Origin of the sequence: Acidovorax bellezanensis, assembly GCF_025421555.1 — a bacterium.
Lineage (GTDB): Bacteria > Pseudomonadota > Gammaproteobacteria > Burkholderiales > Burkholderiaceae_C > Comamonas > Comamonas bellezanensis.
The window spans coordinates 102,352-126,509 of the sequence record NZ_JAODYH010000017.1 but is presented as its reverse complement, the minus strand read 5'-3'; the positions used below and the strand labels follow the sequence as shown (position 1 = coordinate 126,509).

Below are 24,158 nucleotides of genomic sequence, written 5' to 3'. Positions count from 1 at the left end.
CACGATGACATGCACGCGCGGCTGGTCCTGAGCCAGCCCGCCATCTGAAAGAACCCATATGCAGATCACCCGCATCCGAGCCTTGCGTGGCCCCAACCTCTGGACCCGCAGCACCGCCATCGAAGCCATCGTGCAGTGCGAAGACAACGAGCAGCTGTACACCGCCATTGACGGCTTTGAAGACAAGCTGCGCGCGCGCTTCCCCAGCATCGCCCCGCTGCAGCCCCACGGCGCAGCCCAGCGCCTGTCGCTGGCCCATGTGCTCGAAGTCGCCGCCCTGTCGCTGCAAGCCCAGGCGGGCTGCCCCGTGACCTTCAGCCGCACGCATGAGACGCTGGAACACGGCACTTTCCAGGTGGTGGTGGAGTACACCGAAGAAGCCGTCGGCAAGCTGGCCATGGAAAAGGCGCAGGCACTGATCCTGGCCGCGCTCAGCGACAGCGCTTTTGACGCCGAAGCCACGATTGCCGAACTGCGCGAACTCGACGAAGACGGCCGCATCGGCCCGTCCACCGGCGCCATCGTCGATGCGGCCGTGGCCCGTGGCATTCCCTTTCGCCGCCTGACTTCCGGCTCGCTGGTGCAGCTGGGCTGGGGTTCCAAGGCGCGCCGCATCCAGGCCGCCGAGCTGGACATCACCAGCGCCGTGGCCGAATCCATCGCCCAGGACAAGGACCTGACCAAGCGCCTGCTGCATTCGGCCGGCGTGCCCGTGCCGCTGGGCCGCCCGGTCCAGTCCGTGGACGAAGCCTGGGAAGTCGCGCTCGAAGTCGGGCTGCCCGTGGTGGTCAAACCCCAGGACGGCAACCAGGGCAAGGGCGTGACGGTCAACCTGACCGAACGCAGCCAGCTCGAAGCCGCCTATGCCGCGGCCGTCGAATACGGCACGGTGATGGTCGAGCGCTTCCTGCCCGGCCATGACTTCCGTCTGCTGGTCGTGGGCGGCCAGCTCGTCGCCGCCGCCCGCCGCGAGCCGCCCCAGGTGCTCGGCGACGGCCAGCACACGATCCGCGAACTGGTCGACATCGTCAACCTGGACCCGCGCCGCGGCTCGGGCCATGGCACGGCGTTGACGAAGATCCGCCTGGACGACATCGCCATCGGACGCATCGCCAGCGAAGGCCTGACGGCGGACTCCGTGCCCGCCCAGGGCCAGCGCGTGGTGCTGCGCAACAACGCCAACCTGTCGACCGGCGGCAGCGCCACCGACGTGACCGATGACGTGCACCCCGAAATCGCCGCGCGCGCCGTCGAGGCCGCGCAAACCATCGGCCTGCACATCTGCGGCGTCGACGTGGTCTGTGAAACCATGCTGCGCCCGCTCGAAGAGCAGAACGGCGGCGTGGTCGAAGTCAATGCCGCGCCCGGCCTGCGCATGCACCTTGCGCCCTCGTTCGGCAAGCCGCGCAATGTCGGCGTACCCATGGTCGACGAGCTGTTCGCCCATGACCAGAACGGCCGCATTCCCGTGATTGCCGTCACCGGCACCAACGGCAAGACCACCACGGCGCGCATCATCGGCCACCTGTTCGCGGCCCACGGCCTGCGCGTGGGCATGACCAATACCGATGGCGTCTATGTCAACGGCCGCCAGATCGACAGCGGCGACTGCTCGGGTCCGCGCAGCGCACGCAATGTGCTGGCCCACCCCGAAGTCGATGCGGCCGTGCTGGAAACCGCGCGCGGCGGCATTTTGCGCGAAGGCCTGGGCTTTGACCGCTGCCAGGTCGCCGTGGTCACGAATGTGGGCGAAGGCGACCACCTGGGCCTGAACTTCATCACCACCGTCGAAGACCTGGCCGTGCTCAAGCGCGTGATCGTGCAGAACGTCGCGCCTACAGGTTACGGCGTGCTCAACGCCGCCGACCCGCATGTGGCCGCCATGGCCAGCGTCTGCCCCGGCAAGGTGATCTACTTTGCAGCCGACCGCCACCATCCGGTGATGGCCACCCACCGCGCCCAGGGCAACCGCGTGGTCTATGTCGACGGCGATGCCATCGTCGCCGCCGAAGGCTCGTGGCGCGAAACCATTTTGCTGCGCGATGTACCCATCACGCGCGGCGGCACCATCGGCTTTCAGGTCGAGAACGTGATGGCCGCCACGGCCGCGGCCTGGGGCGCCAACCTGCCCTGGGAAACCATTCGCCGTGGCCTGTCGGGCTTTGTCAACGACAGCGACAACGCACCCGGCCGCTTCAATGTGATGGACTACCGCGGCGCCACCGTCATCGCCGACTACGGCCACAACCCGGACGCCATGCGCGCCCTGGTCCAGGCCGTCGAAGGCATTCCGGCCAAGAAGCGCAGCGTGGTCATCAGCGGCGCCGGCGACCGCCGCGACCAGGACATCACCGAGCAGACCAAGATCCTGGGCCATGCTTTCGACGACGTGGTGCTCTACCAGGACGCTTGCCAGCGCGGCCGTGAAGACGGCGAAGTGCTGGGCCTGCTGCAGCAAGGCCTGGCCGGCGCCAGCCGCACCCGCTACGTGACCGAAATCCACGGCGAATTCAACGCCATCGACCACGCGCTGGCACGCCTGCAACCCGGCGATCTGTGCCTGGTGCTGATCGACCAGGTCGAGGAAGCGCTGGCCCATCTGCAAAAACATGTGGATGACGCCGCGGGCACCGCAGCGCCCTGAACGCCGGCGCGAATGGTACAAAGGGGGCACTGCCCCCTTTTTTCATTTCTGCCCGCCATGCACCACAAACCGCTCAAATTCCTGTTGTTCCTCGCCCTGGCCGGCTGCGGCGCCGCCCAGACCGAAACCATTGGGTCGGTGGACACGGTCTTCAAGATTCTCGGCCCCGACCACAAGATCGTGGTCGACGCCTATGACGACCCCAAGGTGCCGGGCGTGACCTGCTACGTCTCGCGCGCCAAAACCGGCGGCATCAAGGGCGGACTGGGCCTGGCCGAAGACCGCGCCGAAGCCTCGATCAGTTGCCACCAGACCGGGCCCATCCAGATCCCCGAGCCGCTGCGCCAGCAGGACGAAGTCTTCAGCGAACGCATTTCGCTGCTGTTCAAGCGCCTGCGCGTGGTGCGCATGGTCGACGTCAAGCGCAACACCCTGGTCTACATGACTTATTCCGACCGCGTGATCGAAGGCTCGCCGCAAAACAGCATCACGGCCGTGACCGTGCCGCAGGCCACGCCCATCCCGCTCAAGAAATAAGCTGCAGCCCGGGCGGCAGGCTTTCGCCAAAGCTGCGCCGCTGCTCGGCGGCGTCGAGTTCCACCACGCCTGCCACCATGGCCTGCCAGACGGCGGGCGCACCCACCTGCTGCAGGCGTTCAGCTATCTGCGCGCGCTGCGCGTCGCTCAAGTCGCGTGCGCGGTCGCCGGTCATGCGCGCCAATTGCACGGCGGCGAACATGGCGCTGTCGTTCTGGCGCCAGTCCTGGGCCAGCACGGCTTCCAGGAACGGATCCAGCTGTTCGGGCGGAATGATCTGGTGCGCGCCCGCGGGGCTCAGCGGCACGCGGCTGCAGATGCGCCCCAGTGCCCACCAGGTCTGCACCGACTCGCCGGGCTTGCGCAGACGCTCCAGCATCCACTGTCCCATCTCGAGCCGGTAGGCCCAGGGCACGTTTTCCAGCACGGCAAACAGCCGCACCATGTCGTCGTAGCTGCCCAGCGCCGATGACTTCCCCTGCGCGCGCTGCCCGGCCTGCTGCATATGGCCGGCGACGTCTTCCAGCAATTGCATCTGCTGGGCTTCACTCAGGCCCGCGGCCGCACGCCGCCAGAAGATCCACCATTCGGCCCAGTTGCCGCTGTCCTGCGGGTGGGCAATGCCCTGGTCGTGCAGCGCCCAGACCTGGGCCATGCGCCAGTCGTCGAGTTCCGCGCCCACGCCCGGGCGCAGGCAGTAGCCCGCGAGATTGAGCCAGCTGCGCTCATGCTCAGGCGTGCGCCGGCGGCGCCGCGCGCGCGCCAGCAGCGCGTCGAACAGCGTGCGCAGCAGCGCGAGGTCCCAGCTTTCGCGCGCCCCCAGTATCTTTTCCAGCGCCGTGCGCAACTGCTTGACTTCCTTCGTGGCCACGCTCTGGTCCTGGCTGCCGAACACGCGCTCGATCTGCGCGATCGCGCTGTCCAGCGCCGCAGGGGCGGCAGCCGCCTGCCTGGCTTCGACTTCCCCGCGCACCGCAAACACCAACGGCCAGGTCTGCGCCGGGTCCTGCACGGATACGCACTGCACTTCCAGCGTGCCGACTTCGGTCATCGTCGCCTGCAGCAGGACTTCGACCTGAGCGCGTTCGCGGCCCGCGGGCGCGGGCAGCACGGCGGTGAGCGGCGGCAGGTGCACCAGCTCCTCGCCCGCCAGATCGCGGACTTCGCCAGACTGCACCTGGCCCAGCGCCGTCGATGCCAGCAGGTGAAAGCGCACGGCCTGGCCCAGGCGCAGCGAAAAACGCTGGTCGGCCAGGCGCTGGGCCACGCCTTCTTCGCTGCCCTGGGGCAGGATGCAGATGGCACGCAGGTGGCTGTCGTCGCTATCGAGACGCAGAAAATAGCTGCGCGCCGAACCGCCGCCAATGCGCAGGCCGCGTGGCGCTGCCGATGGCTGGCCGCGCTGCGCGCGCTCCAGTCCATAGGCCACGGCGCCGCGCGCCACGGCCCAGTCGGGGTGTTCATTGACCAGCACGCGCAGCGGTGCGCCGCGCCACTGCACCAGTTGATCGACCACGCGCTGCGCAATCGCCGGGCTGTGGAACACGCCGCCGTTGAACAACACGCTGTCGGGCATGCACGCATGGGCGGCCAGAAAAGCCGCGAGATGGCGCGTGATGGCCGCGTCAAAGGGATAGGGCAGGCCCCAGGCCAGCAGGCCGGCCTGGCGCTGCTGCGGCCGCGCGTCGGCGGGCTGCAGCGGAAAGAATCCATCGAGCAGCCGTTGCTGCACGGTCTCGCGCCGGAGTTCCGCCGAACGTGCTCCGCCCATCAGCTGGGCGCCGCTGCCCAGCAGCGTGACCGTGACGGTTTCGGGCGCGTCATCCGCGAGCAACAGCTCCTTGGCGACGCGGCAGCGCTGCATCAGTTGCGCGAAGCGCGCGGCCGACAGGCGCGGCTGCGGCGCGGCCATTTCAGCCTCGAGGCCGTGGGCCAGCGCCAGATCCATGTTGTCGCCGCCCAGCATCAGGTGCGTGCCCACGCCGCGGCGCATGAGTTCGGGCAGGCCGTCCGTAGCCTTGACCTGCACCAGACTCAGATCGGTCGTGCCGCCGCCGATATCGACGACCAGCAGCCATTCCGTGCCCTGCAAAGCTTCGGCCACCTGCGCCGACTGCATCAGCAGCCAGTCGTGCAGCGCGGCCTGGGGCTCTTCGAGCAGGCGCAGCGACGGCAGACCGGCCAGTTGCGCGGCTTCCAGCGTCAGCGCGCGCGCGCCTTCGTCAAACGACGCCGGCACCGTGAGCACCAGCTCCTGCTGCGCCAGCGGCGCATCGGGAAACTGTGCATCCCAGGCGGCGCGCAGATGCGCGAGGTAACTCGCACTGGCCTGCAAGGGCGAAATCTTCTGCACGCCTTCGGGTGCGCCCCAGGGCAGGATGGGGGCCGAGCGGTCCACGCCCGCATGCGACAACCAGCTCTTGGCGCTGCTCACCAGCCGGCCCGGCACCTGCGCGCCCAGGTCCTGGGCATAGCGGCCGAGCAGCGCCGGCGCGGCTTCGCTGGCGAACAGCGGCGGCCAGGGCTGCTGCCAGGTCGCGGGCGCGAGTTCGCCATCACCCGCCTGGTAGCGCAGCGACGGCAGCAAGGGCGTGGCCGCGATTTCGGCCGTGGACACGCGCTGCGCGACCGGCAGCAGCGCCACCCCGGCACTGCCATCGGCTGGCGCATAGGCCAGCAGCGTATGGCTGGTGCCCAGGTCGATGCCGACGATGTAGCGTGCCATGGCTCGCGGAATGATCAGCCTGCGGCGCTATCAGCGCGCACATCGAATTCCACCTTCCAGCGCTCTTCGCTGCCCAGCGGCACGGCATGCAATTCCAGCGTGCCGATATCGGTCACGCTGGCATGCAAACGCACGGCCACCACTTCGCCGGGCGCGCGGCCTTGCGCCGGCAGATGGATTTCGATTTCCTGCAGCTCGACCAGTTCGTCGGGGCCCCAGAAGTCGAGCAGGCTGCCGACCTGGTCGTTGCGCCGCGTCGACGAGCCGAAGAAGCGCAAGCGCACGGGCTCGCCCACGACCAGGCCGAACTCCTGGGCGTCGAGGGTCACTTCCGTGCCCTCTTCCATGCCGAAGGGTGCCAGGCACAGCGCCGAAATCGGCGGTTCCATGCCGGGGATGGCGGGCATGTTCGATTCCACGCCCACGTAATACGACTGCGCCGCGCCGCCGCGAATGCGCACGCCGCGGCCGCGCCGCACATAGCCGAAATAGGCCGCGCCGCGGGCCACGGCCAGGTCCAGATCGGCACCGTCCAGCAGCCGTGCGGGCGCCGCGCCCTCGGCGGCCAGCCAGCCGTTGAGCACCGTCAGCAAACGCTCGGCGATCAGTCCCGACTTGAGCACGCCGCCGTTGAACAGCACGGCCGAAGGATGGAGAAAGCCGGCGCCCGCGGGCTGCGTACCCTGCAGGCCTTCAATGGCTTCGGTGGCACCGGCCTGGCGCGTCAAGAAGGCCGCGAGGTGGCGGGTGACGGCTGCGTCCTGCGCATAGGGCAGGCCCAACTGGGTCAGCGCCGCGCGCGCCCGGGTGAGCGGCTTGTCGCTGACCGCGACCTGCGGGAAAAAGCCGTCGACCAGGAGTTGCGTGAGTTCTGCGCGCGTGACTTCGGTGCGCACCGAGCCGCCGATGAGCTTGGAGCCGCGGCTGGGCACGACCACCGGCACGCTGTCCAGCGAGGCATCGCTGAGCAAGGCTTCCTTGGCCGCGCGGCAGGCGTGCGACAGGGCACGGGTCTGCCAGGCATCGAGTTGCCGGCCTTCGGCCGCGAGCTTGCGCGCCACGCCATAGGCCAGCGCCAGATCCATGTTGTCGCCGCCCAGCAGAATGTGCTCGCCCACGGCCACGCGCTGCAGCGTCAGCTGGCCGTCGCGTTCCAGCACCGCCATCAGCGACAAGTCGGTCGTGCCACCGCCCACGTCGACCACCAGGATCACGTCACCGGGCTGCACCTGCTTGCGCCATTGGCCGGCGCTGCCCTGGATCCAGCTGTAGAGCGCGGCCTGCGGCTCTTCAAGCAAGGTCAGCTGCTGGAAACCCGCGGCACGCGCGGCCTCGGCCGTGAGTTCGCGCGCGGCCGGATCGAACGATGCGGGAATCGTCACCGTGATGTCCTGGGCGTCGAACGGCGCTTCCGGATGGGCCTGCTCCCAGGCCCAGCGCAGGTGCGACAGATAACGGATGGACGCCGTGAGCGGCGAAATGCGATGCACTTCCTCGGGCGCATCGGCCGGCAGCAGCGGCGAGCGGCGGTCCACGCCCGGGTGGCACAGCCAGCTCTTGGCACTGCTCACCAGGCGAATCGGCGTGGCCGCACCGCGCACGCGGGCCAGCTCGCCGACGGCGAAGTCCTGCTGCGCGCCCCAGGGCAGGGCCAGGTCGCCAGGCGTCAGTTCGCTTTCATGCGGCAGGTAGAGAAATGAGGGCAGCAGCGGCTTGGCTTCGACGGCCGCAGGGCCGGTCAGCTGGGGAATGTCGAGCACGCCCTGAACCACTTCATCGCCGTCGCTGGCCTGGGTATCGACCCAGGACAGGGCGCAATGCGTGGTGCCCAGATCGATGCCTATGGTGTAGCGGTTGGTATTTTCCGACGTCTCCATGCTCACAGCTCCACTTCGGCCTGGGCGATCACGCTGGCCGCCTTGGGGTCGGTCAGTTGGGGCAGGCGCGTGGCCGTCACGCGCCAGCCCCGGTGGCCCAGCGTGCCGGTGAACGGAGCCTGACCGACGACATTGCCCGTGAGGCGCACGGCCGTGGCATCAAAGCCCGCGGCCAGCGTCACGCGGCTGCCTTCGTCTTCGTTGCGCACCGGCTCCAGCGTGAAATGCTCTGCCAGCACCTTGCGGCAGCCGGCATGCACCACGCGCGCCGCGGCGCCAATGTCGGCATCGCTGTAGCCCGCGGGATCTTCCTGCACGAAGTCGACAAAGCGCGCTTCGCGCTGCAGCAGGCCCAGCAGTTGCAGGGCGGCGGTATCGGGCGCGGGCACCGGTGCTACCGGGGCGGGTACGGGCACTGGCGCCGCTACGGGCGCGGGTGCGGGAGCCGCCACGGGCGCCGGCACATCGGCCGCCAGGCGCTCGCCGCCGCGCAGGCGCGCGACGTCACTGGCCAGCTTGGCGTTGCCCAGGATGGCAAAAAAGCTGCTCACCGCAATGGCGATGCGCGACAGGAGGGAGGGAGGTGTTGGGTTCATGTTCAGATCCGACGTCATCAGCGCGGCAGGCACGCGGGCAGGCCGGCGGTGGCCTGCGCAGCACCTGGCCGCTGGAACGCGAGGCCCTCGGGCCTCGGCGTCAAAAGGGATGGCAATGTTAACGAATCCCCGCTGGGGCCACCGTGACGCGCCCGCGAGGCAGGCCGGGCTATAGGTTTTTCCTGAGCCCGGACAGCTGCACAGGCCTTGGGTGCGATGCGATAATTCGCCCCATCCATTCCCTGCCCCCCGAAATGCCCGCTGCCTTTTTCCCGTTCGCTGACCACTGCCTGGCCCTGCCCGCAGTGCAGTCGCGCGCGTCGGCCGCCCGGGTGCGCAGGCAGGTTCCCACGGCCTTCATCAGCCTTTGCGGCTTTACGGCCCTGCTTTCCGCCGCCGTGCGGAAAGCTCAGGACACGGCACAAGCCGCCTGACTTCCCGCACGGCCCCACAGCTGCTTGCATTGCAAGCAGCTTTGCATGGAGCATGTCAGGACATCAGAACCCTCTGGGGCGCCTTCCTGGCTGCACGTTGGCGTAGCGCATCACGCGCTGCGCGCCATTGTTCGCGGGACCCCCCATGGAATTCTCCAAAGACTTTCTCAAAGCCAAGAGCCCCTGCGCCGCAGGATTTCGCTGGTTCATTCGCCACCAGCACGAGGGCAAGGACTATCAGCTGCTGCTCGACAACCTGGTGCGCGACGGGCGCATCGAAGACGCCTGCTGGCTGCTGTCGCAGTTCGGCCCCACCGACGCCGAACTGCACCTCGAGCATCTGGAAGCCGAAGCCCTGGTGTTTGCCGGCAGCGTCATCGTCCATGGCGACGTGCGCGTCGCCGGCGTGCTGCGCGTGGGCCGCAATCTGCAGGTCGGCGCCGGCATCCGCGCCGGGCGCCTGGAAGCGGGCGAAGACATTCAGAGCGGCGGCGCGATCTTCTGCGGTGGCGCGCTGCTGGCCGGCGGCACCGTCAAGGCCGCCTGGAGCGTGGAGACCGCGGAAAACCTGAGCTGCGAGAAACTGCGCACCGGCTGGGGCCTGGACTGCAAGGGCAACCTGACGCTGAGCGGCGAAGGCCAGATCGGCCAGGAAGTGCTGGTCGCGGGCGACATCCGCTGCGCCAAAAGCCTGCGCAGCGGCGGCGCGCTGACCGCCCACGGCAATGTCCACGCCAGCCACGGCATAGACGCCGGCGGCGACGTGCATTGCGGCAAGCACTTGCAGGCCGACTGGGGCATTCGCGCCCGTGGCGCCATCACCGCCAAGGGCGCCATCAAGGCCGGTGAAACGCTGCAGGCCGACGCGGACATCTGCGCCGGTCCGGGCTACGGTGTGTATGCGGGACTGAGCGTGCAAATGGACGCCTGGGAAGACTGCGCCAGCGTGCGCGCCGCACGCAAGCCCCAGGGGCTGGTCAGCGGTTACTGGCAGGGCCTGGGCGCGGGCATGTCCATGGCCTAGGCCTAAACCCAGTCGGTCGGATAACGCACGGGCGTCGGCGCACTGGATTCCTGCAAGCGTTTTTCCCAGCGCTCGGCATGGGACAGCAGCAACTCCACGGCCGTCAGCAGAGCGGCCGCACTGGCCTGCGTTTGCGGCACCGGCAGGTGCAGCACCGCCTGGCCCGCAGTATCGAGGCCGGCCCAACCACCGCCGAAACCCGCGCCGCAGAAATTGCCTTGCAGCAGCAGACGCTGGCCTTGCGCATCGGGCGTACCGCCACGCAGCGGGCATGACAGCAGCCAGCGTTCCTGGGCCGGCAGATGGCGCAATTCGACCATCAGCGTGCCGTCGAAGAGCAGACGACAGCAGCCTTGCGCATCGAATCGCAAGGCGGGAATTCCAATGGTTTCACCCAAGGCCGTGATCAAGGCAGCGGCGTCAATTTCAAGCATGGCGGAAAGCGGCCGAAGAAGGGTTTGAAGTGGCCTGCCCAAGGCAAGGCAAGGGGGGTTATTCTGGATCATTAAAGTCGTAAACACGAGGCTAACATTCATGCGCCTTTCAAGGCGATCACGCCTTAGAACTACTTTTCTAAAGTCGTAAACTACTTTTCGCACGCCTTGACCTGTTGCACTGGGCTCGTCTCCTCCAGACTACTGCTCCCTGGATCCGTCTCCACGGAACCCAGACCGGATCACAGCAGCCTCACGTGACCTGCCCCCTTCCGCCATACCAAGCAGTCGGAAGTCCGGGTTAAAGCTTACTTGATCTCTTTGCTGGAAGCCGGCGGCCTCTGATTGATGATGCGATGGCAAAAGCGGCAATCGAGGCGCCGGGCTGCTTGCAGGCGGTCAGCAGTTCTCTCTTGAACTGCGGGGTATAGGTGCGGCGCGTGCGTGGCACCGAGTAGCGAGGAGATTGAGAGTCTTTGAGCATCGTGTCCACGTAGGTTTCGTGAACACGACCTTGCACAGAGGGATGTACCGCATCAAGATGGGATTATCGGACCCATGCAAGAAAGGTACTTGAATGACCAACGAATTTGACCCATTGCCGCAGCTGCCACTGACTTCTGCACAGCGTGAGAAGCTGGAATTCGAGCAGTCGATTCTCCTCAAACTGACCTACCGCGAGGAAGTGCCGCAGGCTGTCAAAGAGGCCCGATACGCGGCGATTTCAGAACTGCTGCTGGATGACGCGTGGATGAACTTCCCAGGGCCTGACCCTGATAGTTCGCGATAACTGACGCTTATCGACACCAAAAAATGCATCTTAAAAGGCGTATTTTTGAGTCACTTGAAATATCACCCATTTGCAGACTTCCGTATCGGATTTTTCTTGGTTGGAACATGAGCTCTCCTTTTTGGCTCAACAAGGATTCTGATCATGACGTCATCAGGACCGCTTTCGCTCCACTTAAAGTCAAGCAGAATTAGTCGTCGATTCGTACCTACCAAGCTCCGTCGTACTCCTGAAGGTCGTTGCCAAAACTACTTTTCGCACGCATTGACCTGCGCTGGGCTCGTCACCTCCGGCTCACTACCGATGGCTCAGCCTCCACGGATCCCGGGGCGGGTCACTCCGGTATCTCGGGACAGGGACTTGAAGGAAATGAAGTCTCAGTTCTTCATCAGCATACGGGAGCATGAAATACTCAAGGGATTTTATGAAGGAAAAAGGATACCCCCCAAATATTGATGTTGACGAGGAGAATCTCCCCCAAGGCAATCGCTGAAGTGAGGAGGCTGACAAGCTGGCTGAAATCAGCTATCTTGGAGAAGCTTCGCCCACCTATTTTTACCGGCCCAGTCGTTAATTCGAGGAGCCAACTTGAAAGGCAAAGTGACGGGACTAATATCGAGCACAGGCCCATCGCAATTTCTGCTCCTGGCCCCATAGCGGCCAGTGATGTACGACGCACAAGCTGCTGTGCTCCCGCAGCCTTTTGTACCTTCTAGCGAGCAAGCACCTCTCCCGCCTGAGCACCTCGCCACGGCTAACGCGCGCAGTTGAGCCCTGAAGGACACATGCTTTTGCAGCAAAAGCAGCCCTGCCTTGCTCCCTATCCGGGCACCCCTCCCCTCTATTCAGCCGAGCCTTGGACTCCCGCTTCTTCTCGATGCCGGTGGCAACAGGCCCGACTCCTCGCCTGATGCTGCGCAGAACACCCCTTTCCTAAAGCTGGCCTCCACGTTTTTTGACGTCACTACGGAGCCTTAAGGAAAATTAATGTGCGTGGCGATCATCGAAACGGCAGACATGGATGCCAAAAATTATTCAAGGAAAACACCAACATCGTTACGCTCAGTGCACAACTAACCACCCCGATTTTATCGCTAGCTATAAATCTCACAAAGCCATTTCAGCAGGCTCCTGCGGGTACACCTAAAAAACCAAACCTATCCGCTGCCCTCAGTCGATAAATTAATTTAGCGGCGATGTTCCGGATGCCGTCTATTCGCCAAATACAGCTCTAACAAAAAGGGCAATTCTGCCGCCTGCAGAACTCACGCTTCAACACCGTCCTCATAATTTCCTACAAGCTGCCGAGGACCACCAATCACGTCGTGAACGACTGCCTCAAAAAAGAAATGAAACAAAATGAAACAAATACCAGCCGCGAAAAATTAATTAAAAAATTGACATTTATTTTCACAACATGAGAGTCACACTCCCACCCCATGAAATTAAATAGATATTTTTATCGCCCACCTCAATCAACAACAAACAATTAGAAACTCAGCGCCAAAAAAAACATTTACTGGCCATGTACGATGAGAGACGATGCACAATGGATCAAATCGCACCGTGCCAACAAACCACCTCACCCCACCAAAACCTGAAGCTCAACATGAAGTGCGAGCGCCTATGGCATGGAACGACTTCCATGCCGCTGGGATTTCAGTGTCCGCTTGGGCGCGCGTCCGAGGCTTCAACCCTCGACTCGTCTACGAAATTTTGAGGGGTGAACGCAAGTGCTTGCGCGGAGCAAGCGCCCTAATCGCAAAGGAGCTCGGCATGAAGTAGCGCTGCGCACCCTCTAAAGAAACACCACATTCCAGAGCCGTGTGCTCATGGAATAAAAAACGCGGCCACAGACTGCAATCCGAGGCCGCGTTACTCTGAAAGACTTGCTCAGAGCTGCTATCAACACGCTCAAATCTATCCGTCCGTGAACGGAGGGTCAAGTCTTCTTTTGTGGATCTTTGTGGACGTGCTTGACCGCTCGACACAGGCCACAGATGCCCCGATGAGCCCCCTGCTGCCGCATTGCAAAGCAGCTAGGGCGCGCTCAACCTGGCCGCACAAACCTTCATAGAACGCACGCCCTACGGGCGGACGGTGCATACGCACGTCCAAAAATGGAGATAGAAATGAGGACCCAAAAACGCTTTACCCCCTCCGTCCTTACACGCTTTCTGCGTGATGGCCGAGGCACCGGCACCTATGCCGACTACATACCGTGGCATCGCGTCTCACGCGCAGACCCTTCCAGTCACGGACGATCGCACCTGCTCATCTGGCGCGACCGGCAGCGTGAGCTTTTGTCGGATGGCGAATGGACCGGGCTCAACTTCGCAGCGTTGTTGCCCAACGTGCTCGATCTGACAGAACAATTTCCACTGCACAGGGAGGACGCTAGCAACGAACTATCTAGATGGGACATACGTACGGACGACAAGTCTTACCCCGGAACCATGTCCATTGCGCAAATGCAAGGCATTCGACACCCACGACTGAAAGAGTTCGATACGGAGGAGATTTGGACTTGCACCACGGACCTCCTCTTGGTGCTGGGTACAAACGCTGGTCAAAAGGAACTGCTTGCGGTTTCAATCAAGCAAGAGCCCGTCAAATCACTAAGTGACCGCGCAAAGCAGCTTTTGCTGCTTGAGAAAACTTACTGGCAACTGCGAGGCGTCACCTGGCTATTGATCACTCCGGAGGAATACCAGAAGAGTGTTGGCCTGACACTCCGTCGCACGGCCCCATGGGGCCTGGCAGATCCCGTTGACAGGAAATCCATTGCGATAGCGCAGCAAGTCGCGCGGGCCAGGCCGGTCCATCCTTACTCAGACCTCATCGCCGACCTGTCGGATTGCTTCGGAGGTAGCAGTTTCCAGCCGCACGCTCAACAGGCCTTTTGGCAAGCCGTATGGCAAGGACTGATACCTATTGATTTACGTCGCGGCTGGCGTCCGCATCTACCACTCCAATTCATTTCATCCAGCGCCTTCCTTGCCCAGAACCCCATTGCCGCCCGGAGGTCAGCATGCCTCTGAGCCATAACCAGCCCTTCAAACTGCTTGAGGAGGCCTACGGACTTGCAGCAGGTTTGTACCGTATGGTCTTCGCAGACCCACAAGCCGACATTGCCGTTTGCGTGCTGATTCGCCCTGCGGACCCCACCCGCAGGAAGCCCGGCGGACGCCTACCTATCGCTCAGCCGAAGAGACTTGGTCAGACACGCAAAGTAGCTCAAGTAGGTGCCTTAAGTTGGATAAGCCACACGCTTTTACAGGAGCTATTCGACGGCCACGAGCTCGTTCCACAAAGCCTGGAACTGCATTCCATCTATTACCGTCCACTCGACGATCCGAAAACCCAAGAAACCTTTGACCAGCGATGCTGCATCATGCAGGCATTCCTGGATTTTTCGCAGTTGCGGGAAGGCCTTCTTGCGCATAGAAACCTCAGTGGATTGGTGCAACAGGCCATGAAAGAGTACAGCGTAAGCCAAGCCTACGTACGCCGGCTTTGGTCTATGCTTTGCACCTACGGGTTTACATCGATCAGTCTGCGACCACGCTGGGACCGCTGTGGAGGCAAAGGCAAGAAGCGTGACCTATCACCTGTCTTGACACGACAAAAATCAGGTCGAAAGACAAGCGGGCAAAGGCTATCCAAAGCTCTGTACGGCACTTACGGGCAGTCCATACAACCGGGCATGAGCATCGCATGGCGCGCCATCATCATCCACGCGGACAACAAAATCCCCGCTCCTAAACCGTCAATGCGCGAGCGCCATCGACAGATCATCACCAGCCACTTTTCTAAAGCGAAAGCCTTTGAATCCGACGGCAAAATTGTCGATCGCCCATTGGTCCTGGGTAACTACCCCAACTACCAGCAAGTCAAACGTGTTCTCACAACAGACACCCATTGGCTGCAGAAAGTTCTAGAAAAAACCAGCCAGGGACACTTCGACCGCACATTGCGCGGAATGAAAAGTCGGGATTGGGAGGGCACGTCAGGTCCTGGCTATGTTTACGCGATCGACTCGACGATCGGAGACATCTATCTGCGCTCCTCTATCGATCCGTCTTGGATCGTTGGCCGCCCCATCGTTTACATCCTTGTCGACGTCTGGTCTACCGCGATTGTGGGCTTCTATGTCTGTTTGACAGGTCCCAGTTGGGAGACCGCGCAAGTCAGTCTATTTAATACCGTAACCCCCTCGCAGCTGCTTGGAGACCTTTGGGGATACGACATGCAGCCGTCGCTGTTTCCTGCCCCGACTCTGCCCTACACATTGCAATGCGACCGCGGCGAGTACCTCTCTAAACGGGCAAAAGCAACGGGCATGGATTTAAAACTGAACCTAGGCTATGCGCCGCCATTTCGACCCGATCTCAAAGGCATTGTCGAAGTGATGCATCGCATCCTGAAGAACACACAGTACAACTTTCTGCCAGGAGCAATGGATGCTCGTCGAGCTGAATACGATCTCCGTCGCTCCAATCCCGCAGAAGCGACGATGACGGTACGGCACTATATGCAGTACCTCCACGAGTGCTTCTTCCTCTATAACCTGACGGCAGATCGGTCGCACCGACTGGACGCTCACATGGTGCCCGCCGGCGTTTTCCCCAGTCCGGCCGGGCTATGGAGCTGGGGCCATGCCCTGGGCATAGGTTATCGACAGGTGCGTGCCGAGGCGGAACTTATCAACCTGCTTCTGCCCACGTCTGACAAGGGAAGAGTTTCACGCTCTGGCGTAAAGTTTTGCGGAAATGACTATCTTTCTCCCATCGTCGAAGCCGAGCAGTGGTCAACGATTGCACGCACATCTGGCAAAGGCTGGCACATCCCCGTCCAGTACTACCCAGGCTCCGTGTCCAAGATATGGACGCCCAACGTCTCCGGTGAAGGCCTGATCAATCTACAGATCTCAGACTTCGCTCGGGCATCGGAAGAGCTCACCCACGATGAGATGGTGGATGCATTCGCCTACCAAAGACTGCGTGCTGCTGAAGTGGAACACGAACGAGTGCTTAAAAGCGTTCAGGCCTTGCGGCGCATGCAAGCCATCAAAGCTTCATCCGTCGAGCAGACGCGCATGGCGTTGGATCGTGCCCGAGGTCGGCAGCCGACGATAACCGAAGCTCGAGCAATGGAAGTCGCCTTGCAAGGCGCCACACCCATTGCAGAGATACGCGGCACGCGCAGGCTACGTACGGAAGCAGAGACAACCCACATTGAGATGATAGAAACGCTATTTGGCGAAATGAATGAGGAGCAAGGCAATGCAAACTGAATCGCCACTCCACACATACGATCCCTACGCTGGAAATGCACTGATCAAAGGCCTCGGACCTATTCGAACACGCAGCGAACTAGGAAAACTGCTGATTGAGCTCCCCCCGAAGCCTCCGCCGGACATCGCGTCAGTTCCCCGCCATTTGCGCCCGCACATGCTGCTGAGACTCAGAGATCTGCATTTACCCAGTGCAGAGGAACTGCGCCTGCATGAGTCTATCGACTTGATGATCCGCCAGAACTACCGCTATATGGATCCGGCAGCATCCAAAACATGGAGCCTGATCAGCGGGGAGCCCGTCCAACAATGGAAACGCCCTGGATCCCCAGCCTTCGGCGCGGCTGTGGAAGGAATTTCTGGTGCGGGAAAAAGCGAAGCCATCCTGCGCTGCCTGAGCACCTATCCGCAGCAGGTCATCCAGCACAAGTCTTTTTTAAAAATGGCCAATGGCCTGCAGCAAGTGACTTGGTTATCCATAGACGTACCGCCCAGCGGCAGAGCCACGGATCTGGCTGCAGCGCTGATGACCGCCTGGAAAAAGGCGACAGGCAGCACACGCTTCGATAGAACACTTGCTGGCGTGTGGCGCAACGGACCTCAGATGCTGGAGGAATGGCGCCAAGTCGCATCCAGCCATTTCTTGGGATTACTGCATCTGGATGAAATCCAGAATTTTTTCAAGCTGCCCACCGTGGATCGTCGCCGCAAGCGTAAAAGTGGAGACGACCCAGAAGAACTGAGCATCGTCGAGGACCAATGCATCAGGTGGATTCTGACCCTGATGAACACCTGGCAGATACCGCTGCTTGTCTCTGGTACACCCGATGGCATTAGTGCCTTAACCAAGCGCCTCAGCAACGCCGAACGCATCGTCACCTCTGGATATCATGCCTTCACACACTTCACCGCAGCCTCGAACCCCGTGTTCAGAAGACTCTTCCTGGCACAGTTGAGTGACTACCAATTTGTTGCAAAACCTATCGCCATCACGGATGAACTCGCCCAACTTGTTTGGGAAAAAACAGGAGGGGTCCAGCGCTTGATCATTGCCTTGTGGATTGCAGCTCAACGCGTCGCATTTGAGAGAAAAACTGATGATTTACGACTAGACGACTTCCGCGACGCCGCAGACAGCTATCTCGCGCTCGTGCAGCCAGCAGTGCGAGCGTTGTGCAGCAACGATCCCACACGCCTACGCAGGTATGAAGATCTGTCTCCCCGGGACAATTCATTCTGGATGCGTTTCTGGGGCGACGTCTCACACTGCTGAGTCATCAGCTTTCAAACAGTTCATGCTCAAGGACCGCCGATTCTTGCGGCATGAACTGGTGATCGGCCTGCATGCACAGCAGACTATGGGCAAGATCTTTACGAGAGCATCGCTTCTCGGTAGCTGCCATTTTCACAAAGGCCTTGAACAAATTAGGTCCGCACTTCCGGAGCAAGGCGTCAAAACGGCGAGCCGTCATGCCGGACGTTGTAAGACTTTCCGCATACGCACGCTTATGCACATAAAAGGACTGCAGCCCAGCGATTGGTGTACCTGGCTGATCCAGGTCTCCGTCCAAGTTGGGGAAGCCCAAATCCAGCAATCGCTTTTGGATAATGTGTTTGGGAAGCGTGAATGCTTGTGCCGTACGGACGACCGAGCCTCGTGCACTGACATAGCTGTCGATCAGTTCGTTGTCAGCAGGCAATGCATACCGCGTGTATCTTTTCAGTACCGTCCGCTCCTTCAGCACCTTCGGCACATGCACGCCGCTGTGCGCAGCCTGCAGCAGGTTGACGGCCTCGTCCGCAGTGTCAAACAGCGCTGCCAAAACCAGCAAATACGCGGTCGTTGAAGAAGACGATTGGCGCATGTAAAGCGCGCCATCGATCTGCGGCAAGAACACACCAGGTGGCTTCTGGATGAGACCAGGAAACACCCCCTCAAGCCACCGTACAGGACATGCCTCCCGAATATGATCGCTGACTAGCGCAGCACGAACCGGCCCGACATTCGCCTGAAAACCACGAAACTTCGCACGATCCCTCAGAACAGGTGCAATCCTTGCCACGCTCAACGGAGCGGTACGCTCGTACATCGCCGCGACCAACTCCAGATAGCGCTGCACAAAGCCATTCGCCTGCGCATCTTGCACAACACCAATGGAAAGCAAGGATGCCTTGGACAAGTACTGCGCAGGAGAGCACAACATTGCATCCGGCTCGGTAGTACAACTCAAGGGGGAAAAGTGCTTCGAGCACCAGAACTGTCCCAGCGTCTGATGGTCGCGTCGCCAATAGCTGACGCCATGGAACGCGATGTCTGCGCGGACGCACTGCTCACAAAGGAATGCCGCAACGTACGTGCGAAGAACGGTGTTCTTAGCGGTGATGAGAGGTCTCGACTCCCCGCCATGGGGTGCATCCGGAAAGTACGACGTGATCCCGCGACGCAATGGAAGGGTCGTATGCCGCAGGGTGAACTGCTCACTCGACAAGCCAGAAATTCCACTCAGCAACGCATGCCAGGAGCGGCCATACGGTGAGGCAGGCAGTTGCTGAAGCTCTGTGATGGCATCAGAGAGGTTTTGCAAATTGCGATACCCATTTATGCGCATTACGCGCCCCAGGTAGCCGCGGTCGATCTCTTCGGGCAACGGGGCTGGTGCTACGAGCATGTTCATAGTTTCCTTCCGGGAATCACCGACGACCTCTGCCCTGGTCTGAGCACTGCCATGGATCGAATCACAGTGGCCAATGCCTTCGCATGCGACGCAGAACCATCCCATGTGACCTGCAGCGCATCAATCAAATCACGGTTGCCACGCACGGCATCGACGGTGACGCCCGATTCAAACCGTTCGACAAACAAACAGACTTCTTCGAACAGTCGAGAGACGCGCATGCATTCGCCGGTCAGGATGCGACTCACCTGTGGCTGACTCGCACCGACATGGGCAGCGATATCCGCCTGGGTGATGCCATGTTCTTGGGATATCCGCCATGCATTGGCTGCCCGTGCTTTGGCTTCTTGAGGAATCATGCCTAAAGCATATCTGAATACATAAATGAATAAATCAGCAACACCACAACACCAACGAAGACTTCAATCCCAAAGACTGTCAGTCGCAGGGGGAGATGCTCGCAACACGGCCTGAATGGCGTCCCGTGTCAGGGGCAATTGATGCAACGCTGAACGTTTAGCCTTAAGTTCAGGGATCTGCTGATACAGCTGCCAAAAGTAAAGACGGCGGAGCCCACCCTCCCCCATCAAGCGCAGGGCTGTTTCGCGCACAGCGGCGCTCAGAACCGCATCACGCGCATCCCAGTCCACCGACGATGCACGCACCAGCTGCACGGTGGCTTCAGGCTTGTGCGCGTCCAACCAAACCCGATCATGGCGATACAGCCACGCATACGCGCCAGGCTCAAGGGCTCGCAGCCACTTGACCCCTTGCCCTGCCGCATCCTTCAACACCGCACACCAGGCGGCTCTGGCCCGTTGGCGTGCCTGCTCGCTCCTGACCTGAAGCCAGGCATCGTGCAATGAGGGCTCCGCGAGCAGCAAGCGCGTAATGGAGCCAACCGCAAGGCCCGTTTGCAGCGCGACATCTCGCTTTTCTGCGCCGCGACGCAACGCGAGCACTGCCGTTGCGCGCACATCGTCAGATAGCTTTTTCGAACGCCTGGTAACGGGAATGCCCAGTTGCGCAGCCCACAGCACCGCTGTTTGCGTATCAATGCCTAAGGCCTTGGCTGCGGCTCGTGCAGAACGCTTCTCGTCAACCAGCAACCCCTGCAATTCTTTCTTTCGTGGATCGACAACTCGCTCTGCGAGTCGGGCACTAATCGACCCAGACTCGTCCCATACAGAGCACCCTTCCCGAACCGCTTGCTCAACGTCCAAGACGTCGGAAAACAACCAATCAATCATCACGATGTGCCGCAGCGGATGGGTCCCTGAGCGCGGAGGCCTGAGCAAGCGGCCCAACATGATGGTTGCTTCATCTATGCTTTGCGGCAACCCTGCGAGCTCAGCCACTTCGCGCAGCGGTCGGATATGCTCCAGAAACTCTTTTGCGATCACATTCATCCGCAAGCTCCCAGCCGCCGTCAACCAGCCTCGCTGCAGCATGGCGTTGCGATACGTCCGGTGTAACTGAGGTATTGGAAGCGGTTCCCGCGCACCTCGCTGTACCAATGTTTCTATCAGCGAAGCAAGACGAAACAGCCTGCCTGACAAGTCATCACCTTGTGACGCCGCTCGCTCATCACAGAGTTCATGACGACGTGGCAGGATCCACTGAAAACGCTGAACACCTGTCGTCTTGAGCGTTGAAGAAAGCAGAGGTTGAGCATGCTTGGTGCACATCCAAACCCCTGGATATTGATGCTGTAGATGCCAGTACGCCCACCCGGAACTGTTGGCATCCTCCTCCATGCAGGCTGGACAAGCCTTCAGAGGATGATGCGCGCGAAAGCGGCTGGTCAAAATGCCCAACCGAAGCTTGAGGTGTGCCACGCTATCACCTGCCATGCATTCGATGGCATGCGTGCACTCTTGTGAGGTGATGAAAGCGCGATAGAAGTTGAGCAGCGTCCGATGCAACCCGACCTCCTGAAGACCTCCTAGCCGCCCTCCCGTGCGCTCGACAAATGTCGCCAGGTGATTGGGGAAGTCATGCTGGGCGCCTGCTCGACTCCCCCCGAAGAATCGCTCACTGGTTCGGGAGGCAATGACCTCACCCGACAACAAGTGTTGTCGGCTCACCAGGCTGAAAAGCGTTTCGTCAGGCAGCCAGCTCAGGAGCTGAAAGTCTGAAAACAGGTCTGGGGTGATGGGCACGCCCCCACTCTACCGAAGCGCAACTGCAGATGGAAGACCTCAGAAGTGCCGCCTTCAGAGTCCGGGTTCGGCCAGAAAAAGCCGGTCCGTGCAATTGTTGGGTGGACAGCTTCAGGCTGGTTGCCGTCATCCAGTTCCACCCAGCCAACGACAGCTCGTGTCGGCAGCCGACATTGCTGGGCAGTTGGCCTGAATTTCCGCTCCACATCTCAAACCAACCATTGGGCTCGTTGCGATGCCTTGCATGATCTGGATGGCTGCTTCTGCAGGAGGCGAACAGGTGCTACCGACCCAAAGCAGTCTTTTGCAAAGCCAGCGTCGAGGTCTGCTTTACTGCGCAGCCTACTTCATGCCTGGCGGGTGCGCAGTGCACTGAAGATTCCGGCCAGTGCCGCAAAAGCGGCTGCCAGGTAGAGCGCCACCTGCGGGCCCTGGCCAGTCGCTGTGCCGAACAGGCTGAAGATGATGGCCAGTAGCACTGCACCCAGCGTCTGCCCCGTCAAGCGTGCTGTGCCCAGCATGCCGCTGGCGCCGCCGATCCGATGGGCAGGAGCCGAGCTGATGATGGCGTGGTTGTTGGGCGACTGAAACAGGCCAAAGCCCGCGCCGCACAGAGCCATGCGCCAGATGATGTCGGCATCGGTAGGGTGGGGGGGCAAAACGGCTAGCAGGACCAGGCCCATGGCCATGAGGCCCAGGCCCACGCAGCCAAGCACGCCACCCGGAAGACGGCCGATGAGGCGGCCTGCCAGTGGAGTTACGACCACGAGAGATATCGGCCAGGCGGTGAGCAAAAGACCAGCCTCGATATGGCTGCGTCCCAAGGGGCCCAGCAGCAAGAAGGGCAGGCCGACACTGGCCAGGGTGTGCGCGCAAAAGGTCGCCACCGAGGTGCTCACGGAGAGCGCGAAAACCGGGATGCGCAGCAGGTCGACCGGGAACAGTGGCGCCGGCAAGGTCAACTGGCGCCGCACGTAAAACACGCCCACCGCCAGACCTGCCAGCAACTCAGTCAGAGCCAGCCACAGCGGCGTGCCGTGGGCCTCGACCGTGGCACTGGCTTCGACCCTGACGCCCAGTCCGTCAATGCCGAGAAACACCAGGCCGAACATCAACCCGTTCAGCACTACGTCCAGCACGGAAAAGCCCGTGCTGGCTGCCTTGACCGTGTTGTGCGGCAAGGTGCGACGGCCCAGCAGCAAGCAGAACAAGCCGAGGGGAATGTTGATGGCAAACAGCCATGGCCATGATGCGACGGACAAAATGCCGGCCGCGATGGTCGGACCCGACACCGAGGCCGCAGCAACGGCCAGCGAGTTGATGGCAATGCCCCGACCCAACAGGTGACTCGGGAAGATAAGTCGTAACAGCGCCATATTCACGCAGGTGATGCCAGCCGCGCCCACCCCCTGTAGCACGCGTGCCAGCACCAGAGTGGTCAATGAAGTCGCCATCGCGCAAACGGCGGAGGCCCCCACGAACACGACCATGCCGACCAAGAAAACGCGGCGATAGCCCACTCGGTCACCAAGTGTGGCCAGGGGCAGCAGCAGCGCCAGTGTGGCTAGCTGGTAGGCATTGATGATCCAGATAGCCTGAGAGGCGCTGGCATTGAGCTCGCGTGTAATGTCGGGCAGGGCCAAGTTGACAATGGTGCCATCAACTACAGCAATGAATGCCCCAACAATGGTCACAACCAGTGCAAGCGTGCGTTCTCGCGCCGGTAAACCTTCTTTTACTAGCATGCAGTCCTTTGATAACTGGCCTGGGAAAGCTCCCTTTGCCGCGTCCCGCGGCGCCCGATTTTTTGGATGCTTTTCGTGAATCGATATCGCGGTACGCCGGTTCGGTTCTTTTCTTAACAAGGCTCACCGCAGCAGGAAAGGCTGTATCCACATGCCTTATTCATCCGTTGAGGAAATTCTCAGGCGTACGGCAATTGCAGAGTTGTCAGATTGCGACAGCTTTTTAACCATGGACGCATGCAAATGAAAACCCTATGAGGGTTTTGGTGGCATTCAAATCACCCATTGACTGCCAAAGCGTAACGATGGCCCTCAGGGCTGAAGCGGAAACACAAGCACATGCGTTGACAGCCCGCTCCTGGCCGGGAGTGCCAGTTCGGCCCAGCGCTGTATTGCAGTCGTTGAAGGCGGCCACCCGGCCGTAGTTACCGGGGTGGCCGCCAGAGGCAGCTTCAGATCTCCGTCTGCTCAGATATCTCAAGGGCGTCGTCGACCTCGATGCCCAGGTACCTCACTGTCGACTCCAGCTTCGAGTGGCCGAGTAGCAACTGCACAGCGCGCAGGTTCTTGGTGCGGCGGTAGATCAGTGTCGCTTTCGTCCTGCGCATCGAGTGCGTACCGTACTCCATGCGGTCCAAGCCTAGCTCGTCGACCCAGTGCCCGAGGATCCGGGCGTACTGCCGAGTCCCTAGATGCGGTGAGTCGTGTAGCCGGCTTGGAAACAGGAAGTCCTCTGGCTTCAGTTGAGCCTGTTTGATCCAGGCCTGCACGGCGTCACGGGCAGCCTGCGTGATTTCGAACTGCACTGGACGCTGAGTCTTGTGCTGCATGACGACAGCGCGCGTCGCCATCTGGCCCCCGTGGCATACGTCTCGAACCTTGAGGGAGACGAGGTCGCATCCCCGCAGCTTGCTATCGATGCCCAAATTGAAGAGAGCAAGTTCGCGCAGCCGGCCCTCCATCTGGAGCCTCACGCGAAGTGCCCAGATTTCCTTGAGCTTGAACGGCGCCTTCTGCCCAACGATCTTGCCCTTGTTCCACGGCTCGCGATGAGCAGTATTAGCTGTAGAAGCCATGATAGTCTCCCATCGAGTTGAGGGCCACATAGGATGCACTCTCGAGCAGGCACACACCCAGTTCTCCTAAGCGGCTAGCGATGGGCGGCTGAACTGCTGACTGTCGGCTTCCTGGTGCAGCTACGAATTCACCCTAACGGCCA

At 61.5% G+C, this 24,158-nt stretch carries 17 protein-coding genes; 8 read left to right on the top strand and 9 right to left on the bottom strand.

Annotation, left to right across the window (positions count from 1 at the left end):
* Positions 1–58 precede the first annotated feature (58 nt).
* Together cphA and N0K08_RS21550 are read left to right on the top strand one after the other, a co-directional pair.
* Positions 59–2,644 (top strand): cyanophycin synthetase, encoded by a 2,586-nt coding sequence (cphA, locus tag N0K08_RS21555; protein WP_261502476.1) that lies wholly within the window; start codon positions 59–61, stop codon positions 2,642–2,644.
* A 57-nt stretch (positions 2,645–2,701) separates the two neighbouring features.
* Positions 2,702–3,181: a CreA family protein gene (locus N0K08_RS21550; RefSeq protein ID WP_261502475.1), complete on the top strand. Its 480-nt coding sequence runs from the start codon at positions 2,702–2,704 to the stop codon at positions 3,179–3,181.
* Here N0K08_RS21550 and N0K08_RS21545 read toward each other — a convergent pair.
* The 3 genes from N0K08_RS21545 to N0K08_RS21535 are packed head-to-tail and all read right to left on the bottom strand — an operon-like array spanning position 3,171 to position 8,379.
* Complete coding sequence (locus N0K08_RS21545; protein ID WP_261502474.1) at positions 3,171–5,906, bottom strand: Hsp70 family protein; 2,736 nt, start codon at positions 5,904–5,906, stop codon at positions 3,171–3,173. The genes N0K08_RS21550 and N0K08_RS21545 overlap by 11 nt on opposite strands.
* A 14-nt stretch (positions 5,907–5,920) precedes the next feature.
* Positions 5,921–7,783 carry an Hsp70 family protein gene (locus N0K08_RS21540; RefSeq protein ID WP_261502473.1) on the bottom strand — a complete coding sequence of 621 codons (1,863 nt, stop codon included), beginning with the start codon at positions 7,781–7,783 and terminating at the stop codon, positions 5,921–5,923.
* A 2-nt stretch (positions 7,784–7,785) separates the two neighbouring features.
* Positions 7,786–8,379, bottom strand: coding sequence for a DUF2760 domain-containing protein (locus N0K08_RS21535; RefSeq protein ID WP_261502472.1), 594 nt, complete (start codon positions 8,377–8,379; stop codon positions 7,786–7,788).
* A gap of 579 nt (positions 8,380–8,958) precedes the next feature.
* Between N0K08_RS21535 and N0K08_RS21530 the strand changes: the two genes are divergently transcribed.
* Positions 8,959–9,837, top strand: coding sequence for a FapA family protein (locus tag N0K08_RS21530; protein ID WP_261502471.1), 879 nt, complete (start codon positions 8,959–8,961; stop codon positions 9,835–9,837).
* 2 nt (positions 9,838–9,839) lie between these two features.
* Here the strand turns inward: N0K08_RS21530 and N0K08_RS21525 are convergent, their stop codons facing one another.
* Positions 9,840–10,271, bottom strand: a complete 432-nt coding sequence (locus N0K08_RS21525) for a type III secretion system chaperone (protein ID WP_261502470.1) — start codon at positions 10,269–10,271, stop codon at positions 9,840–9,842.
* Positions 10,272–10,848: 577 nt separating this feature from the next.
* Between N0K08_RS21525 and N0K08_RS21520 the strand changes: the two genes are divergently transcribed.
* From N0K08_RS21520 to N0K08_RS21500, 5 genes are all read left to right on the top strand, one after another.
* On the top strand, positions 10,849–11,061 hold the full coding sequence (locus N0K08_RS21520) for a hypothetical protein (protein WP_261502469.1): 213 nt from the start codon (positions 10,849–10,851) through the stop codon (positions 11,059–11,061).
* 1,542 nt (positions 11,062–12,603) lie between these two features.
* On the top strand, positions 12,604–12,846 hold the full coding sequence (locus N0K08_RS21515) for a helix-turn-helix domain-containing protein (protein ID WP_315968023.1): 243 nt from the start codon (positions 12,604–12,606) through the stop codon (positions 12,844–12,846).
* 347 nt (positions 12,847–13,193) lie between these two features.
* Entirely contained in the window at positions 13,194–14,102 is a 909-nt protein-coding gene (locus N0K08_RS21510; protein ID WP_261502467.1) for a PDDEXK family nuclease, read from the top strand.
* The gene (locus N0K08_RS21505; RefSeq protein ID WP_261502466.1) at positions 14,093–16,357 is read left to right on the top strand and encodes a transposase; all 2,265 of its coding nucleotides are present in this window, start codon (positions 14,093–14,095) and stop codon (positions 16,355–16,357) included. Before N0K08_RS21510 ends, N0K08_RS21505 begins: the two co-directional genes overlap by 10 nt.
* Complete coding sequence (locus N0K08_RS21500; protein ID WP_261502465.1) at positions 16,347–17,630, top strand: AAA family ATPase; 1,284 nt, start codon at positions 16,347–16,349, stop codon at positions 17,628–17,630. The genes N0K08_RS21505 and N0K08_RS21500 overlap by 11 nt, the downstream gene beginning before the upstream one ends.
* Positions 17,631–17,634: 4 nt before the next feature.
* Here N0K08_RS21500 and N0K08_RS21495 read toward each other — a convergent pair whose 3' ends face one another.
* From N0K08_RS21495 to N0K08_RS21475, 5 genes are all read right to left on the bottom strand, one after another.
* Entirely contained in the window at positions 17,635–19,032 is a 1,398-nt protein-coding gene (locus tag N0K08_RS21495) for a TniQ family protein (protein WP_261502464.1), read from the bottom strand.
* Positions 19,029–19,391 carry a helix-turn-helix domain-containing protein gene (locus N0K08_RS21490; RefSeq protein WP_261502463.1) on the bottom strand — a complete coding sequence of 121 codons (363 nt, stop codon included), beginning with the start codon at positions 19,389–19,391 and terminating at the stop codon, positions 19,029–19,031. The genes N0K08_RS21495 and N0K08_RS21490 overlap by 4 nt, the downstream gene beginning before the upstream one ends.
* A gap of 63 nt (positions 19,392–19,454) precedes the next feature.
* On the bottom strand, positions 19,455–21,194 hold the full coding sequence (locus N0K08_RS21485) for a TnsD family transposase (RefSeq protein ID WP_261502462.1): 1,740 nt from the start codon (positions 21,192–21,194) through the stop codon (positions 19,455–19,457).
* A gap of 347 nt (positions 21,195–21,541) precedes the next feature.
* Positions 21,542–22,939, bottom strand: a complete 1,398-nt coding sequence (locus tag N0K08_RS21480; RefSeq protein ID WP_261502461.1) for an MFS transporter — start codon at positions 22,937–22,939, stop codon at positions 21,542–21,544.
* Between the two features lie 452 nt (positions 22,940–23,391).
* Complete coding sequence (locus N0K08_RS21475; protein ID WP_261502460.1) at positions 23,392–24,015, bottom strand: tyrosine-type recombinase/integrase; 624 nt, start codon at positions 24,013–24,015, stop codon at positions 23,392–23,394.
* Positions 24,016–24,158 lie beyond the last annotated feature (143 nt).

Bases quoted from the DNA above. Each gene is read 5' to 3' on its own strand.
- cphA (WP_261502476.1), top strand. From the start codon at position 59: ATGCAGATCACCCGCATCCGAGCCTTGCGTGGCCCCAACCTCTGGACC.
- N0K08_RS21550 (WP_261502475.1), top strand. From the start codon at position 2,702: ATGCACCACAAACCGCTCAAATTCCTGTTGTTCCTCGCCCTGGCCGGC.
- N0K08_RS21545 (WP_261502474.1), bottom strand. From the start codon at position 5,906: ATGGCACGCTACATCGTCGGCATCGACCTGGGCACCAGCCATACGCTG.
- N0K08_RS21540 (WP_261502473.1), bottom strand. From the start codon at position 7,783: ATGGAGACGTCGGAAAATACCAACCGCTACACCATAGGCATCGATCTG.
- N0K08_RS21535 (WP_261502472.1), bottom strand. From the start codon at position 8,379: ATGAACCCAACACCTCCCTCCCTCCTGTCGCGCATCGCCATTGCGGTG.
- N0K08_RS21530 (WP_261502471.1), top strand. From the start codon at position 8,959: ATGGAATTCTCCAAAGACTTTCTCAAAGCCAAGAGCCCCTGCGCCGCA.
- N0K08_RS21525 (WP_261502470.1), bottom strand. From the start codon at position 10,271: ATGCTTGAAATTGACGCCGCTGCCTTGATCACGGCCTTGGGTGAAACC.
- N0K08_RS21520 (WP_261502469.1), top strand. From the start codon at position 10,849: ATGACCAACGAATTTGACCCATTGCCGCAGCTGCCACTGACTTCTGCA.
- N0K08_RS21515 (WP_315968023.1), top strand. From the start codon at position 12,604: ATGCACAATGGATCAAATCGCACCGTGCCAACAAACCACCTCACCCCA.
- N0K08_RS21510 (WP_261502467.1), top strand. From the start codon at position 13,194: ATGAGGACCCAAAAACGCTTTACCCCCTCCGTCCTTACACGCTTTCTG.
- N0K08_RS21505 (WP_261502466.1), top strand. From the start codon at position 14,093: ATGCCTCTGAGCCATAACCAGCCCTTCAAACTGCTTGAGGAGGCCTAC.
- N0K08_RS21500 (WP_261502465.1), top strand. From the start codon at position 16,347: ATGCAAACTGAATCGCCACTCCACACATACGATCCCTACGCTGGAAAT.
- N0K08_RS21495 (WP_261502464.1), bottom strand. From the start codon at position 19,032: ATGAACATGCTCGTAGCACCAGCCCCGTTGCCCGAAGAGATCGACCGC.
- N0K08_RS21490 (WP_261502463.1), bottom strand. From the start codon at position 19,391: ATGATTCCTCAAGAAGCCAAAGCACGGGCAGCCAATGCATGGCGGATA.
- N0K08_RS21480 (WP_261502461.1), bottom strand. From the start codon at position 22,939: ATGCTAGTAAAAGAAGGTTTACCGGCGCGAGAACGCACGCTTGCACTG.
- N0K08_RS21475 (WP_261502460.1), bottom strand. From the start codon at position 24,015: ATGGCTTCTACAGCTAATACTGCTCATCGCGAGCCGTGGAACAAGGGC.